Source organism: Dactylosporangium cerinum (assembly GCF_042653625.1).
Classification (GTDB): Bacteria; Actinomycetota; Actinomycetes; order Mycobacteriales; family Micromonosporaceae; genus Dactylosporangium; species Dactylosporangium cerinum.
Map to the genome: position 1 here is coordinate 501,114 of NZ_JBHSIU010000130.1, position 15,689 is coordinate 516,802.

Annotated in this window: 11 protein-coding genes; 5 read left to right on the top strand and 6 right to left on the bottom strand. The window is 75.3% G+C overall.

From position 1 onward, the window contains the following. Window positions 1-3 precede the first annotated feature (3 nt). Together ACFPIJ_RS60170 and ACFPIJ_RS60175 are read right to left on the bottom strand one after the other, a co-directional pair. Window positions 4-2,661: an RNA repair domain-containing protein gene (locus ACFPIJ_RS60170; RefSeq protein ID WP_380128559.1), complete on the bottom strand. Its 2,658-nt coding sequence runs from the start codon at window positions 2,659-2,661 to the stop codon at window positions 4-6. Window positions 2,662-2,702: 41 nt separating this feature from the next. Beyond that, the gene (locus tag ACFPIJ_RS60175; RefSeq protein WP_380128560.1) at window positions 2,703-3,218 is read right to left on the bottom strand and encodes a GNAT family N-acetyltransferase; all 516 of its coding nucleotides are present in this window, start codon (window positions 3,216-3,218) and stop codon (window positions 2,703-2,705) included. Window positions 3,219-3,323: 105 nt separating this feature from the next. Between ACFPIJ_RS60175 and ACFPIJ_RS60180 the strand changes: the two genes are divergently transcribed. From ACFPIJ_RS60180 to ACFPIJ_RS60200, 5 genes are all read left to right on the top strand, one after another. Then, complete coding sequence (locus tag ACFPIJ_RS60180; protein ID WP_380128561.1) at window positions 3,324-7,589, top strand: ATP-binding protein; 4,266 nt, start codon at window positions 3,324-3,326, stop codon at window positions 7,587-7,589. A 31-nt stretch (window positions 7,590-7,620) separates the two neighbouring features. Then, window positions 7,621-8,805, top strand: a complete 1,185-nt coding sequence (locus ACFPIJ_RS60185; RefSeq protein ID WP_380128984.1) for a sensor histidine kinase — start codon at window positions 7,621-7,623, stop codon at window positions 8,803-8,805. Then, window positions 8,802-9,467, top strand: coding sequence for a response regulator (locus ACFPIJ_RS60190; protein ID WP_203844694.1), 666 nt, complete (start codon window positions 8,802-8,804; stop codon window positions 9,465-9,467). The genes ACFPIJ_RS60185 and ACFPIJ_RS60190 overlap by 4 nt, the downstream gene beginning before the upstream one ends. A 74-nt stretch (window positions 9,468-9,541) precedes the next feature. Then, a complete protein-coding gene (locus tag ACFPIJ_RS60195; RefSeq protein ID WP_380128562.1) occupies window positions 9,542-10,360 on the top strand; it encodes an alpha/beta hydrolase in 819 nt (272 codons plus the stop codon). Further along, window positions 10,335-11,018, top strand: a complete 684-nt coding sequence (locus ACFPIJ_RS60200) for a class I SAM-dependent methyltransferase (protein ID WP_380128564.1) — start codon at window positions 10,335-10,337, stop codon at window positions 11,016-11,018. The genes ACFPIJ_RS60195 and ACFPIJ_RS60200 overlap by 26 nt, the downstream gene beginning before the upstream one ends. Before the next feature lie 53 nt (window positions 11,019-11,071). Here the strand turns inward: ACFPIJ_RS60200 and ACFPIJ_RS60205 are convergent, their stop codons facing one another. The 4 genes from ACFPIJ_RS60205 to ACFPIJ_RS60220 all read right to left on the bottom strand — a co-directional run bounded on the left by ACFPIJ_RS60205 (window position 11,072) and on the right by ACFPIJ_RS60220 (window position 15,623). Beyond that, window positions 11,072-11,761, bottom strand: coding sequence for a response regulator (locus ACFPIJ_RS60205; RefSeq protein WP_380128565.1), 690 nt, complete (start codon window positions 11,759-11,761; stop codon window positions 11,072-11,074). Then, window positions 11,758-12,843 carry a sensor histidine kinase gene (locus ACFPIJ_RS60210; protein ID WP_380128566.1) on the bottom strand — a complete coding sequence of 362 codons (1,086 nt, stop codon included), beginning with the start codon at window positions 12,841-12,843 and terminating at the stop codon, window positions 11,758-11,760. The genes ACFPIJ_RS60205 and ACFPIJ_RS60210 overlap by 4 nt, the downstream gene beginning before the upstream one ends. Before the next feature lie 20 nt (window positions 12,844-12,863). After that, on the bottom strand, window positions 12,864-13,376 hold the full coding sequence (locus tag ACFPIJ_RS60215; RefSeq protein WP_380128567.1) for a hypothetical protein: 513 nt from the start codon (window positions 13,374-13,376) through the stop codon (window positions 12,864-12,866). A 174-nt stretch (window positions 13,377-13,550) separates the two neighbouring features. After that, window positions 13,551-15,623: a M4 family metallopeptidase gene (locus ACFPIJ_RS60220; protein ID WP_380128568.1), complete on the bottom strand. Its 2,073-nt coding sequence runs from the start codon at window positions 15,621-15,623 to the stop codon at window positions 13,551-13,553. Between the last annotated feature and the right edge of the window lie 66 nt (window positions 15,624-15,689).

Sequence of the window (15,689 nt, forward strand, 5' to 3'; positions counted from 1 at the left end):
CGGTCACGCGGGGCGGACCAGGGTCGCGGTCAGCTCCGAGTCCGCGACCGTGGCCCGCAGCAGGGACGGGTCACCACCGTCGAGGCCGAGGGCGGCGGCCCGTGGGTACGGCCGGACCCGCGCCCCCGCGTCTTCGAGGGCCAGGATCAGGCCCAGCACCCGGCCCTCCACGTCGCCGGTGAGCAGGACACGGTGCTCGTGCGACTGGGAGCCGCCGGCGCCGGCGAGGGCCTCCTGCAGCACCGCCACGGTCGACCGGGTCATCGAGCGGGTCGTGTTGACGCCCGGCGGGGTGGGGGAGTAGACGGGCCAGTAGGCGTGCCGTTCGCCGTGGCGCGGACGGCGGGGATGCCCGGCGCAGTGCCGCAGGAACCCGGCCAGGTCGGTGACGTGGTGCGCGCGGGCCTCGGCGACGAGCACCGCCCAGCTGAACCCGCCGACGAGGCCCCACGCGGCGCCGTCGAGCTGCCGGGCCCGCGACCACGCGCGGACCTCGCCGAGCAGCGCCCGGAATCCGGGGTCGGCGGCGGGCAGCGCGTCGGCGTCGCGGACGGCGAGCACCGCCCGCAGGTCGGCGTCGTCGAGGGCGCCGAGGTCCAGGGCCGGGTCCGTGGGGTCGGCGCGGACCTGCTGCACGTCGACGCCGATCCCGCCGACGGTGGCCCGCACGACCGGCACGACGGTCCCGGCGAGCCGGGCCCCGTCGAGGACCCCGGCCAGGCCTTCGAGGGCTTCGGGCGAGGTCGTCGCCCACACCAGGTCCAGGTCCGTGGCCGGACCTGCGACGCCGAGCCGCACGGATCCGGCCACGTGCAGCCGGGAGGCCGGGTCGACGGCGGCGCAGGCGTCCGCGACGGCGTGCAGCGCGGCGTCGTGCGCCGGTGAGGGCAGCCGGCTCCAGGCGGGCAGCGCCGCCACCACCGGATGCGGCGGGACGTCACCGAGGGGCACGCTGTCCCGGACGGCGAAGGGCTCGCCGGCCCGGCGGCTGATGAGGTCCACAGTGGACACGGCGAACTCGAGGGGGACCCAGTCGGCCTGCCATTGCCGCACCAGCGCGGCGGCGGCATGACCGGGGACCTTGGCGACCGTCAGGTGCGGGGTGAACCCGCCGCGGCTGTCCTGCTCCACGCAACCGGGGAACCGTTGCGCCAGGGCCGCCTGCAGTGCGCGCAGCGGCTCGCCGGGGGTGGGTTCCAGCCAGACGGTGGTGCTGCCGCGATGCTCGAACGTGCGGAACGTCTCGAGCCGGATCTGCAGCGGCCCGAGCCCGGCAAGCCCTTCAAGGGCCTCGCGCACCGCCGCCGCGGCGGCCGGGAAGTCGGTTTCGGGGACGAAGCCGTACACCAGGTTCAGGTGCGGCATCCAGCGCCGGAACGACGGGTCGTGCGCCGCGCGGATCGCCTGCAGCGGCGCCCACACCGCCGGTGGTGGCCGCAGCACCAGGGCCGACGTGTGCACGGAAGCCGCGGTGACGACGGCGGCCGGTGCCGCGTCCTGCAGCAGCGCGGTGACGCCGAAGTGGTCGGACACGAACCGGTCCCCGTCGAACGGTTCCACCGCGAAGCGTTCCACGGCGAGCGGGACGAGCCCGCCGGGGGTGCCGGACCGGACCAGGATCCGGTCCAGCCGGCGGGGCCGCCCGGTCACCGAGGCGAGGGCGGCGAGGGGGTTGACCGCCGGGTCGAACGTGAACCCGGCGTCGTGCGGGTGCAGCAGCCGCCACGGGTCGGTGTAGCCGTCGACGTCGGGGCGGGTGTCGTCGCCGAAGTTGAGGTCGGCCAGGACGACGGCGGCGTCGAGGTCGCCGCGGCCGAGCCGCTCGTCGATGATGCGCAGCTGGTGCTCCCGGCGTTGTTCGGCGCCGGCGGTGTGGTCGCTGGTGAGGTGCGCGGCGGCGAACCCGACCCGGCGCCCGTTGAGCTCGACGATCCCCAGGACGGTCCGCTTGTACGTGCTGAGCCGGTGCACCTCCAGCGTCATCGGCCAGCGGGTGAGCAGGACGGTGCCGTAGCCCGCCGCCGGGTCCGGTCCGCCGGACACGTGATACCCGTCGCGGACCCACGCGGCGTCAAGCAGCGCGTCCCACAACGCGGGCGTCGCCTCGTGCAGCGCGACGACATCGGCGCCGAGCCCGGCGAGGACCTCGACGCAGGCGGGGACCCGCAGGTCCGGGTAGGTCTGGTCGCGGTCGTACGCGTCGGACAGCACGTTGAACGTAGCCACCTGCACCGCGTCGGCCCGCACGGCGGTGGGCGGGTCCGCGGGCACCCACGCACCGGCGGTCCGGTCGAAGCGCCGGCACGCCGCCGGGTCGAACGCGACCGGCCGCTGCGCGGCGGGCCGCGGTGTGGAGGGCTGCGGTGTGGAGGGCTGCGGTGCGGGTGGTGGCACCGTGGACAGGTCGACGGCGGGGGTGTCGCCGGTGCCGAAGACCAGATCCACCCGGGCCTGCCGGTCCCAGACGGTGAGATCGCCGGCCTTCACGTAGCGGACCCGGTGCCACGGCACGTCCCCGCCGGCGACGAACAGCGGCAGCGGCGACTCGCGGATCCCGGCGCCCCGCTCCTCGTAACCGATGACGAACCGGGCGGCGTCGAGCTTCGCGTCGAACCGGATCCGGGACACGACGTCCTGCACGGGCCGCAGTCCCTTGACCATGCCCCGGATGGTAGGCCGATGAGGTCCGGGCATTCCAGCCGTTATCCGATCCGGACCTCGACGGCGACCGTCTCGCCCTCCACGGTGGTCCGCGCGTCGGGGAACAGCCGATGCAGCAGCCCCAGCATCGTCGTGTTGGAGGTGAGCACGGCCGCCTCGACCACGTCGTAGCCGAGGGCCTCCGCGACCGTCATCAGGTGCCGCAACAGGGTCTTGCCGACGCCGCGGCCCTGCGCCGCGTCGATCACCTCGACCGCGACCTCGGCCCGCCCGGCCCCGGTCGCGACGAGGTGACCGAGCCCCTCGGCGACCCAGCCGGCCGGGCCGATCCGCTCGGCGACGAGCGCGACCCGGCGCCGGCCGTCCACAGCGGACAGTGCGGCCCGGTTCGCCGGGGTCAGCCGGGGCATCGCGGTGTGATAGCGCTGGTAGCGGGACCACACCGACATGCCGTCGAACACGTCCTGCAGGATGTCGTCCTCGCCGCGGGCGAGGGGCCGCACCCGTAACCGTTTCCCCGTGGGCTGAGCAGACACTGGAGCACACACGTCGTTCATGCCGTCGAGCATCGCCGCCGCGGCCCGGCACCTGGATCCGTAGAACTACCGGCGGGTGCCGGTAACCAGGTGTCGGAAAGCCGCCTGGCCGAGTTAGCATCCGCCGTGGACTCGGTGCTGGCGAGGGCCGTCGCAACCCTGCACGACGACGGTGACCTGCGCGCCGCCCGGGTCCTGTTCGAGCAGGCCTGGCAGGAGTCGCCGGGCGACCCGCAGGCCGCGCTCGGCCTGGCCGGGCTGTGGGTGCACGAGCACCGCGACGCGGCCGCGGCCGCCCTGCTGGAGCTCCGGCTCACCCAGGCCCTCGCCGCGGACCCGCCCGGACCGCTGCGGACCCGGCTGCGGGCCCGGCTCGCGGCGGAGGCCGGATACCGGGACGGCAGCCCCGACGCCGTCCTCGCCGTCGTGGAGGAGGCCCGGGCCGGCGGCGACCCGGTCGCGCTCGCCGAGGCGCTCAGCCTCGCCCACCACTGCCTCCTCGGCCCCGCCCAGGCCGGCCTGCGGCACCGGCTGGCCCGGGAGCTGCTCGGCGTCGCCGCCGGCACCGGCCGCCGCGGTGACCTGCTCATGGGCATGCTGTGGCACACCGCGGACCTGTTCCTCGCCGGTGACCTGCTCGCCGAGCGGCGCCTCGCGGCGCTCACCGACGCCCTCGCCGAGCGTGACCATCTCGCCGTCGGTTACGTCGCCGCCGCGATGCGGGTGATGCTCAGCATCCGCGCCGGCCGGCTCGACCACGCCGAGTGGCTCGCCGCCGGGTGCGCCGACCGCGGCCGGCAGGCCGGCGACGAGGACACCGACGGCTGGCACGGCGGGCAGCTCATGGCGATCCGCTGGTTCCAGGGCCGGATCACCGAGCTGCTGCCGATGTTCGACGACCTCGCGCACGCCGCGACGCTCAGCGTCGTGGACCGCTCGCCCCTGGCCGGTCTCGCCGTCGCCGCGGCCGCCGCCGGTGACCGGGCCCGCGCCGCCGCCGTCCTGGCCCGCATCCGCGGCGCCGGCCTCGCCCACCTGCCCACCGGCAGCAGCTGGCTGGTCACCCTGTACGGCGTGGTGGAGGCCGCGCACCTGCTCGGCGACGCCGGCCTCGCCGCGGAGGCGGCCGCGCTGCTCGCCCCGCACGCCCGGCTGCCGATGACGGCGAGCCTCGGCATCGCCTGCTTCGGCGCCGCCGAACACGCCCTCGGCGTCGCCGCGCTCACCACCGGCGACCTCGACGCCGCCGTCGCGCATTTCCGCGCCGCGGTCCGCGACAACCAGACGCTCGGGCACCGGCCCGCCGCCCTGCACTCGCGGCGCCGGCTCGCCGAGGCGCTGCAGCGCCGGGACCAGCCCGGCGACGCCGAGGCGGCCCGCCACGAACTGGACACCGCCGGGGTGGAGGCGGCCGGCCTGGACGTCGCCGCCGGGGCGGAGGAGATCGTCGGCCGCGACGCGGAACGCGCCCGCCTGCTGCACCTCGCCGCGGACGCCCGCGAGGGACACAGCCGCGCCGTTGTCGTCAGCGGCGCGCCCGGCATCGGCAAGACCACCCTCCTGGACGACCTGGCCACCGCCGCGCACGGGTTCCGGGTGGTCCGCGCCGCCGGCGTCGAGTTCGAGGCCGACCTGCCGTTCGCCGCCCTCGCCGCGCTCACCCGGCCGCTGCTGCCGCTGCTGGAGCAGCTGCCCGCCGCGCAGGCGGCCGCGCTGCGCGGCGCGTTCGGCCTCACCGACGACCTCGCCGCGGCGCCCGTGGAACGGTTCGCGGTCGGCGCGGCCACGCTGTCGCTGCTCGCCGCGGCCGCCGACGACCGCCCGCTGCTGTGCCTCGTCGACGACGCGCACTGGCTGGACCGGGCGTCCGCCGAGGCGCTGCTGTTCGCCACCCGCAGGCTCCTCGCGGAGCCGGTCCTCGTCGTGTTCGCGACCCGACCCGGCACCGGGTTCGCCGCGCCCGGCACGTCCACCGTGGACGTCGGCGGCCTCGACGGCGCCGCCGGCGCGGCGCTGCTGCGCCGGTGCGGGATCGGCTCCGCCGCCGTCGCCGAACGGCTCCTCGCCGCGACCGAGGGCAACCCACTCGCGCTGCGGGAACTCGCCGGCGCGTTGACCGGCGAGCAGCGGGCCGGACGCAGTCAGACAGGGGCTGTATCGAAGTGGATGGCCGGCAGCGGCGGACTCAACGCCTCGCCCAGGCCGGCCCGGCGCGCTGCGCCGGACCGGCCCGGCCCGGGCGCTGAAACCACGCCGGTCACACCTGGACACAACCCCGGTATCCCGGCGCGGCCCCAGCCGACCCCTGAGCCTCGCCTCGCTCCGACCCCCACTTCGATACAGCCCCTGGCCGAGCCGCTGCCGACGACGGACCGCATCGAGCGCGCGTTCACCGACCGGGTCGCCGCCCTCACCGGCGACGAGCAGGCGGCGCTGCTGGTGTGCGCGGCGGCCGGGACGGGCACCCCGGCGCTGCTCGCCCGGGCCCTCACCGCGCTGTGGCTGTCCCCGTCGGCGCTGGACCCGGCGATCCGCGCCGGGCTGCTGCTGGAGGACGGCGAGACGGTCCGGTTCCGGCATCCCCTGGTCCGCTCCGCCGTCTACCACCGGGCGCTGCCCGCCCAGCGGCGCGCCGCCCACGCGGCGCTCGCCGGCGCGTGCGTGACCGCCGACGACGCCGACCGGCGCGCCTGGCACCTGTCGCTGTCGCTGGTCGGCCCCGACGACGCCGTCGCCGACGCCCTCGACCAGACCGCCGGCCGGGCCCGCCGCCGCGGCGGGCTCGTCGCCGAGGCCACCGCCCTCGAACGGGCCGCCGCGTTCACCGTCGCGCCCGAGCCGCGCGGCGAGCGGCTGGCCCGGGCCGCGCACACCTGGACCAGCGCCGGCGCGGTCGAGCACGCGGACGCGCTGCTCGACGACGCGTTGCGCCTGGTCACCGGCGCCCGCGGCCGGCTGCGGGCCCTCGCGCAGCGCGGCTACCTCGCCATGCTGCGCGACGACCCCGACGACGCGCTCGCCGCGATCGTCGCCGAGGTCGACCGCTGCGGCGAGGAGGAGCCGCTCCAGGCCGCCCGCAGCCTGAGCCTCGCCGTGAACGGCCCGATGCGCCGGCTCGACGTCGAAGGGATGCTGCGCATCTGCACCCGCGCGGCCGAGCTCGCCGGCGACGTCGTACCCCATCCGGACCTGCCGAAGATCGCTATCCGGCTGGCGCACGCCGCGGTCCTCGCGGCCCGGCCCGAGGGTGCGCTGCTGGCCCGGCGCAGCGTCGCCGTCTGCCTCGGCGACGTGGCGACCGGGCGCGACGCCGACGGGGCCGCCGCCGAACTCGGCGACGTCCTGCACTGGATCGAGGAGCACGACACCGCGGGACGGCTCTTCGACCACGACGTCGACGGGGCCCGCCGCCTCGACGACGTGTCGCTGCTGGCGTACACGCTGCCGCTGCGGGCCCGGCTGCGGCTGCGGACCGGCCGGGTCGCCGCCGCGTACGCCGACGCCCTCGAAGGCGTCGAACTGGCCGAGACGATGGGACTGGCGGTGAACACCGCCGAGGCGTACACCGCCCTCGCCCAGGTCGAGGCGGTCCTCGGCCGGCACGACGGCTGCGCCGCCCACGCCGCCGCCGCGCTCGGCCTCGCGTCCGGGCACCTCGGCGTGGAGGTCTACGCCCGGTCCGCGCTCGGCGTCGCCGCCCTCACCGCCGGCCGCCACGACGACGCGGTCGCCGAACTCGGCCGCGCCGACGACCTGCTGCGCGCCGGCGGCGTCGTCGAACCCGCGTTCGTCCCGGTCGCCGCGGACCTCGCGGAGGCCCTGGTGAAGACCGGGCAGACCCGGGCCGCGCACACGGTCGCGGACCGGCTCGCCGCCGCCGTCACCGCGACCGGCCTGGCCGGGCTGGGCGCCACCACGGCCCGGGTGCGGGCGCTGCTCGCCGACGACGGCGCCGCGTACGAGACGGCCGTGGCCGCGTTCACCGCCGCCGTGCCCCTGCCGGTCGAGCTCGGCCGCACCCACCTCGCCTACGGCCAGTGGCTGCGCCGGACCCGCCGGCGCGGCCCGGCCCGCGAACACCTGACCGAGGCCCTCAACCTCTTCACCGCCGCCGGCGCCGACGCGTTCGCGGAACTGGCCCGGGCCGAGCTCGCCCCGTCGAGCACCCGCACCGGGCCGGCCGGCTCGGCCGTGGAGCACCTCACCCCGCACGAGTGGCGCATCGCCTACGCCGCCGCGGAGGGCCGCACCAGCCGCGAGATCGCCGACCGGATCGTGCTGTCGGTGCGCACCGTCGACTACCACCTCGGCAACGTGTACCGCAAGCTCGGCATCCGGTCCCGCCGCGAGCTGATCGCGCTGCTGCACGGCGTCACCCAGCCGCCACCGTGAGGCCCGCTGTTACGGTTTCGGGGTGGTGAGGATGTGGCTGCGGGACCTGCGGGCGTTCCTCGTCGGCCCCGACCCGCAGGTGCGTCCCCGGACCCGGCTCGGCCGGGCACTGCCGACGATCGGCGTGATCGCCGCGATCGCGATCGGGCTCATCACCCTCGCGTACCTCATCGACAACGGGCCGAAGGTCTCCACCGGGTTCCTCGTCATCGACGCGGTCCTCATCGCCGCACCCCTCGGGCTCGTCGCGACCCGGCCGCTGCTCGCCTGGCGGATCGCGTGGGTCGTCGCCGGGTTCGCCGGGTCGACCGTCCCGATCCAGCAGAACACGCCGTGGCCGTGGACACCGACGCAGATGCTGATGTTCCCGCTGCTGCTCGCCGTCGTCGCGGTCCGGCACCGCCGCGGCGTCCTGGTCTGGACCGGGCTGTCCGCGACGCTGCTGCTCGTCATGTTCGTCAACCCCGGCAACCTCTCCGGGCTCCTGCTCGCCGTCGCCGCCATCCTCATCATCGGCGACCAGGTCCGCCGCCGCCGCGAGGTCCAGGCCGCGCTGGCCGAGGAGGAGGAGCGCACCGAGCTCGCCCAGGCCCGCCGCGCCGTCGCCGAGGAACGCAACCGGATCGCCCGCGAGATGCACGACGTCGTCGCCCACCACATGTCGCTCATCGCCGTGCGCGCCGAGACCGCCGTGTACCGCATCGACGGCGTGCCGCCCGCCGTCGCCGAGGAACTCGCCGCGATCGCCGGCACGTCCCGGGAGGCGCTGGTCGAGATGCGCCGCCTCCTCGGGGTGCTGCGCAGCACCGAGACCGCCCTCGTCGAGCCGCAGCCGGTCCTCGACGACCTCGCCGGGCTCGTCCGCGACGCCCGCGCGGCCGGTGTCGACGTCACCTTCGACCCGCTGCCCGGCACGAGGGTGCCGCCGGCCGTCGGGCTGGCCGCGTTCCGCATCGTGCAGGAGGCGCTGAGCAACGCCCGCCGCCACGCCGCCGGCGCCCCCGTGCGCATCACCCTCAGCCTCGGACCATCCACATTGGAGCTGTACGTGCACAACACGCTGACCGCCGACGCCACCGCCACCACGGGTGAACGGCACGGCCTGCTCGGCATGCGGGAACGGGCCACCGCGATCGGCGGCACCTTCACCGCCGGCCCCGACGACACCGGCGGATACACGGTGCACGCCACCCTGCCCCTCGAGGTCGCCGCGTGATCCGGGTCCTCATCGTCGACGACCAGGCGATGGTCCGGCAGGGCTTCGCGGCGCTCCTCGCCGCCCAGCCCGACATCCTCGTCGTCGGCGACGCCCCCGACGGCGCCCAGGGCGTCACCATGGCCCGCGAGCACGCCCCCGACGTCGTCCTCATGGACGTGCGCATGCCGGTCCTCGACGGCATCCAGGCGACCCGGCGGATCCTCGACGTCGCCCCGGGCCTGCACCGGCCGAAGGTCGTCATCCTCACCACGTTCGACCTCGACGACTACGTGTTCGAGGCGCTGCGCGCCGGCGCCTCCGGGTTCCTGCTCAAGGACGCCCCGGCCGCCGAACTCATCACCGCCGTCCGGGTCGTCGCCGCCGGCGACGGCCTGCTCGCCCCGTCCGTGACGCGGCGGCTCATCGAACAGTTCGCGGCCCGGCCGAAGGCCGCCGACCACCAGCCGGCCCGCCTCGCCGCGCTCACCCCACGCGAGACGGAGGTGCTGCGGCTCATCGCCCGCGGCCGGTCCAACGCGGAGATCGCCGAGGACCTCGTCGTGGCGGAGCAGACGGTCAAGACCCACGTGAGCCGGGTCCTGACGAAACTCGACCTGCGGGACCGGGCGCAGGCCGTCGTCTTCGCGTACGAGACCGGGGTCGTCAGCGCCGGGGCGTAGTACCGCAGGGGTACGGCACAGATAGCCCCGCGGAGTGACGATCCCGGCCCGGCCGCGCACCTACCTTCGGCCCCATGCTTCGCAGGCTGTTCGTCCTCCCGCTGATCGCGGTGCTCTGGTCGGTGTTCGGCCCGGCCCAGGTCGCCGCCGTGCCGGACGTCGCCGTCCACAGCGCCCGGTTCACCGACGGCCGGGCGGTCGAGGTCGTCGGCGACCCGGCCACGGCCGCGACGGTCGTCGTCCTGGTCCCGGGCGTCGACACCACCGCCGCCAACTTCGACCGGGGCCTCGGCGGCGTGCAGCGCCGCGCCCCCGCCTGGCAGGCCCGGCAGCTCGCCGCCCGGGTCGCCGCGCTCGCGACGCCCACCTCGGGGTCGGTGGCCGTCGTCGCGTGGCTCGGCTACCACCCGCCGCGCGGGATCAAACTCGCCGCCGTCCGGGAGGACGCCGCCGCGTCCGGCGCCGCCGCGCTGCTGCGGTTCCTGCGTGCCGTCACCGCCCCCCGGGTCGTGCTCGTCGGGCACAGCTACGGCTCGACCGTCATCGGCCGCGCCGCCGCCCGCCTCGACACCGGACTCGCCGGCCGGGTCACCGACGTGGTCGCGCTCGGCAGCCCCGGCATGGGCGTCGACCGGGCCGCCGACCTGCACACCAGCGCCCGGATCTGGGCCGGGTCCGCGGCCGGCGACTGGACCCGCCGCCTGCCCGGGGCGCGCATCCTCGGCGCCGGCCACGGCACCCACCCCACGGACCCCGCGTTCGGGGCGCTGCCACTGCCCGTCGACGGGGTCACCGGCCACGACGGCTACTTCGTGCCCGGCACCGCCTCTCTCGACGCCCTCGCCGCCATCGCGATCGGAGACCTCGATGCTGCCGCTCGACACGCTCATTAGCTGGTACCGCACCTACGCCGACGACCTGCGGACCGCCCGCGACGAGCAACGCGAACTGCTCGCCCAGCGCCCGATGCGGCCCCGGCTCGACGACGTCGAAGCCGAGATCAGCTACCTGACGATCCGGGCACTGCGCCCCGGCACGGTCCTGGAGATCGGCTCCGCCCGCGGCTGGTCGACGACCTGGCTGCTGCGCGCCCTGCGGGACAACGACACCGCCGGGGTGCTGCACACCTTCGACCTGACCGGCGACGCCGAGCAGACCGTCCCGGCCGCCCTGTCCGCCGGCCGGTGGCGGTTCACCCGCGGTGACGCGCGGCGCGGCCCGCTCCCCGACGACCCCGGGTTCGTGCTCGTCGACGCGGCACACACGGCGCGGTTCGCCCGCTGGTACACCACCGAGCTCTTCGAACGGCTGCGCCCGGGTGCTGCCGTCGCCGTCCACGACGTCTTCCACGGCCGCCGCCCATGGCCGGTCAGCGAGGGCGCGGTCGTGCTCGGCTGGCTGCGCCGCCACGGCATCGGCCACCTGACCGCGTCACCGGCCGCGGACCCCGACACCCACGACCGGCTCGTCGGCCTCAAACAGAAGCTGCGCCTCGCCGCGCCCGTCCACGCCACCGCATCGGGCAACCCGATGCTGTTCGCCTACTTGTAGCCCTGGCGGTTGACGCCAGTCAATCTCTTGCGGGCCGCCGGCGTGGGTATCGTTCAGGTGGTGAGGCCGTGCTCGTACGCGTAGCGCACCGCCTGCGCCCGGTCGCGGACGCCGGTCTTCGCGAAGAGCCGGTTGATGTGTGACTTCACGGTGACCTCGGTGACGAACAGGCGCTTGGCGATGTCCCGGTTGGACAGTCCCGCGGCGATGAGGCGCAGCACCTCGGTCTCCCGCGCGGTCAGCCCGTCCGGCGGCTCCGGCTTCTGGCCGTCGGGCATCGCCGGCTTCTGGCTGTCGGGCGGCTCCGGCTTCTTGCTGTCGGGTCCGGCGGTGGCGGCGGCGACGAGGCGTTCGTGGACGACCGGGTCGAGGACGGACTGGCCGGACGCGGCGGCCCGCACCGCCTGCGCGATCTGCACCCGCCCCGCGTCCTTCGTCAGGTAGCCCAGCGCGCCGGCCCGCATCGCGCCGAGGATGTCCGTGTCGTCGGCGTACGTCGTCAGCACCACCACCCGCGTCCCCGGATGCGCGGCCCGGATCCGCGCGGTCGCGGTGACCCCGTCGCAGCGCGGCATCCGCAGGTCCATCAGCACCACGTCGGGGGAGTGCGCGGCGACCAGCGCGACGGCCTCCTCGCCGTCGCCGGCCGCGCCGACCACCTCGACGTCGTCGAGCAGCCCGAGCAGCACCACGAGGCCCTCCCGGACCACCGTCTGGTCGTCGGCCACCACCACCGTGATCATCCGGGGATCCTCGCATCGACCCGCCACCCGTCGCCGTCCGGCGCGGCGGTGACGGTGCCGCCGGCCAGCCCGACCCGTTCGCGGAGCCCGGCGAGGCCGTGCCCACCCGGCGGCGCCGACCCGGGCGCCTGCGGGGCGGCGTTGCGGACGGTGAGCCGCACCGCATCCGCCTGAAAGTCGAGGTGCACGGCCACGGGACTGCCGGGCGCGTGCTTGCGCACGTTGGTCAGCGCCTCCTGCGCGGTGCGGAACAGCGCCAGGCCGGGTTCGGCGGCGAGGGATCGCGGGGTCCCGGACACGGTCACGTCGGCGGTCGCGGCCAGGTCGGTGCGGTACCCGTCGGCGAGCGCCGCGACGAGCTCGCCGAGCGGCACCGGGTCGCCGCGCAACGCCCCCACGGCCCGGCGGGTCTCGGTGAGCCCGTCGCGGGCGAGCTGCCCGGCCCGCTCGACGAGCACCGCCGCGTCCGCCGCCCGGTGCTTCTCCAGCAGCGCCGCCGCCGTCTCCAGCTGCACCGACAGCGCCGACAGCGAGTGCGCGAGGACGTCGTGGATCTCCCGGGCGACCCTGGCCCGCTCGTCCAGGGCCGCGACCGTCTTCGCCTGCCGGGCCTGCTCCTCACGTTGCCGCCGCACGACGCCGAGCAGCAGCACCAGGGCCAGCGAGCCGGCCCAGATCAGCGGCTCGGTCCAGCCGCTGCCCTGCGCCCACAGCACCACGGTGAGCCCACCGGCGGCGAGCGCGGTGCCGGCGGCGGCGACGGCGAACGGCAGGACGGCCGCGGCCATGGTGCCGGCGGCGATGAGGTAACAGGGCGCGAGGCCGCGGGGGTCCAGGACGCACAGCGCCAGCCCGGCGGCCGCGCACACCCCGATCGCCGCCTGCTGCCGGGGCCCGGCCGTCGCGGTCATCACGAGCCAGGCGGCGCCGGCGAGCGCGACGACGGCGACGACGGCGAGCCCCCGCCCGGTGAGCTCCGGGCGGGGGCTGTTGTGCAGCATCGCGGCGGTCAGCAGCACCAGGAAGACCAGGCTCCGGGCCTTGCGCCAGCCGGCGACGGCGGCGTCGGTGATCGTGAACACCGGACCAGTCTCCGCCATCGTCACCGCGGGATCAGGCCACGGCGGGCGTCCCTGGGCGCGAACGGGACGCCGGTGGCGATGCCGCGGCGGCCGACGACGGCGGCCTCGCCGAGGAGGCTGAGCCCGAGCATGAACGGCAGCGCGGCAGTGGTCACGGCGGCGTCCGCGCCGAGCGCCCCGCCGGCGGCGCCCTCGGCGAACCGCGCCCCGATGAGCGCGACCCAGACGACGACGGTCATCGCGGTGTACCGGTACCAGAGATGCCCGTTGCGGACGAACACCCGCACCGTCAGCCCCCGCAGGAGCCCGCCGGCGACCGCGAGCACGGCACCGGCGCCGAGGACGGCACCGTCGAGGAGCGCGTGCGGCAGCGTCGTCCCGGTGAATGTCTGCGACACCGCGTAGCCGCCCCAGGCGACCAGCAGCACCGGCGGCAGCACCAGCCGGCGGGCCTCGAGGGGTTCCCCGGCGAAGCGGCGGACCAGCAGGTACAGGACGGCGGCGGCGACCAGCAGTGCGGTGGTGAGATCCATGCCGATGACGCTAGGTGCGGGACCGGGTGGAGCGCCGCCACCCACGGGTGGAGCCCGGGTGGAAACCAGCGGGGCCCGGGTCGGCGCGCGACCCGGGCCCCTGTGTGGGCTGTGCTGGTGTTGCTCCTTGCTCCTTGCTCCTTGCTCCTTGCTCCTTGCTCCTTGCTCAGCGGGTCAGTTGCTGAGCGTCACCGCGAGATCGTCGAGGACGAACGACGTCTGCAGGGACGAGTCTTCCGTACCGCTGAACTTGATCACGACGGTCTGGCCGGCGAGCGCGTTCAGGCTGTACGTGCGCAGGGCGTACCCGGACGCCTTGTTCAGGTTCGACAGGGTGCCCAGCGTGGTCGAGCCGGCCGTGATGGTCAGCTTGTCGTACTGCACCGTGGTGGTCGTCTCAGCCGAGTCGATGTGGATGTAGGCCGTCAGCGTGGCCTTGCACCCGGCTGGGATGGTCACCGACTGCTGGATCGCCTCGGTGTGGGTCGTGCCGTAGCCGTCGAGCCACGAGCTGTACGTGCCGCCGTGGGCGGCCTGGCCCTGGCTGGCCCACTGGCCGATGGAGCCGGTGGTGCCGGTCCACGAGGTCGCGCCCGACTCGAAGCCCGGGTTGAGCAGCTTCTGGCCGGAGCAGCTGCCGGTCGGCGGGTTCGAGGTCGGCGGGTTCGTCGTGGTGGGCGGCGGGGTGGTGCCACCGGTGCACGTCGGGTCGCCGGACTGGGCCGGCACGCTGACGGCGGTCCAGGCGTTCTTGACCGCGTTGAACTCGGTGCAGGAGCCCGGGTACAGGTTCTTGGCCGCGGTCAGCGTCCAGGTGCGGTACTTCAGGTACGACGACGACGAGGTCTTCATCAGCATCGCGTTGTAGAAGATCTTGGTGGCCTTCTGGATGCCGATGCCGACGAGGCCGGTGCTGCCGTTGCAGGTGGTGCTGCTCGGCTGGCCGTTGGTCGGGTTGGTGCCCTCGGCGAGCAGGTAGAACCAGTGGTTACCGGGACCGGCGGCCGCGTGCACCTCCTGGCCCGGGGTGCTGCTGGAGTAGCAGTTGTCGTCCCCGGCGAGCGACGGGTTGTACATGTACCGGATCGGGCCGCTGCCGACCAGGTTGACCTCCTCGCCGACCTGGTAGTCGGCCGGGTCGTTCGCGTTGGCGGCGAACGCCTCGGTGGCCGCGCCGAACACGTCACCCACGAACTCCTGGGTGCCGTTGCCCGAGATGCCGCCCGGGGTGGTGTCGTCGATGCCGTGGCCGACCTCGTGGCCGAGGACGTCCAGCGAGCTGATCCACTTGCCGGCGGTGTTCTTGCCGATCTGGATCTGCGAGCCGTCGTAGTAGGCGTTCTGGTCGTTCAGGCCGACCCGGATCGGCCAGCCGCCGCCGCTGCCGTTGAAGCCGTTGCGGCCCAGCCACGACGACAGCATGCCGAGTTCCTTCTGCGCCGCGTACAGGGCGTCGACGCAGCCGGTCTCCCGGTTGGTGCCGTCGCCGTTGCCCCAGACGTCGTCGGAGCCGGTGAACGTCGCGTTGCCGGTGGCGTTCTGGCACACGACGGTCGGGTAGGTCGGGTCCTTCATGCTGTACGTGCTGCCGGACAGCGACGTGTTGAGGGACACGTTGCCGACGATCCAGCCCGTGCCGGTGCCGTGCATGACCCGCTCACGCTTGTTGAGCACCGCGCCGGTCGTGGCGTCGACGCTGACGGTGAGGCGGCTCGCGCCCTCCGCGCCGGTGCCGTTGACGGTCGTCTCGTACGCGAGCTTCGCCGCGCCGTCCAGGGTGTAGACGACGAGCCGGGTACCCTCGACGGCGTTGAGGCTCGTCAGCAGCTTGCTCGCGGTCGCCTCGGCGTCCGCGGAGCTGATCTTCGCCGTGGTGGACAGGTTCCCGATCGCTTGGGTCTGCGCCACCGACGTGTACTTCGTCGCACCCGCCGCGTCCGTGACGACCACGAAGTCACCACCGACGACGGGCAGACCCTTCCAGGTCCGCTCGTAGGAGATGTACTTCGCGCTGCCCGAGGCGACCAGGGACTTCTGCACGTACGCGTCGTCGGTGCTCGGCTGCAGCACGCTCGGACGGCTGGACACGAACGACTCCGCGGACTTGGCCGCGACGGCGTTGGCTGCCTCGACGCCTGTGGGCGCTGGCAACGGGGGCGAGGCTTGAACGGCTGCGGCGGTGCCGGCTGTTACCAGCCCGACCGCGAGCACTCCGGCCGCTGTAGCGAACCGTGGGGACAGCTTCAAGGGTGCCTTCTTTCCAGGGCGACGCACGTTGCCGGGGGTTCAACGTTCGGGTGTGCGCCGGAACCA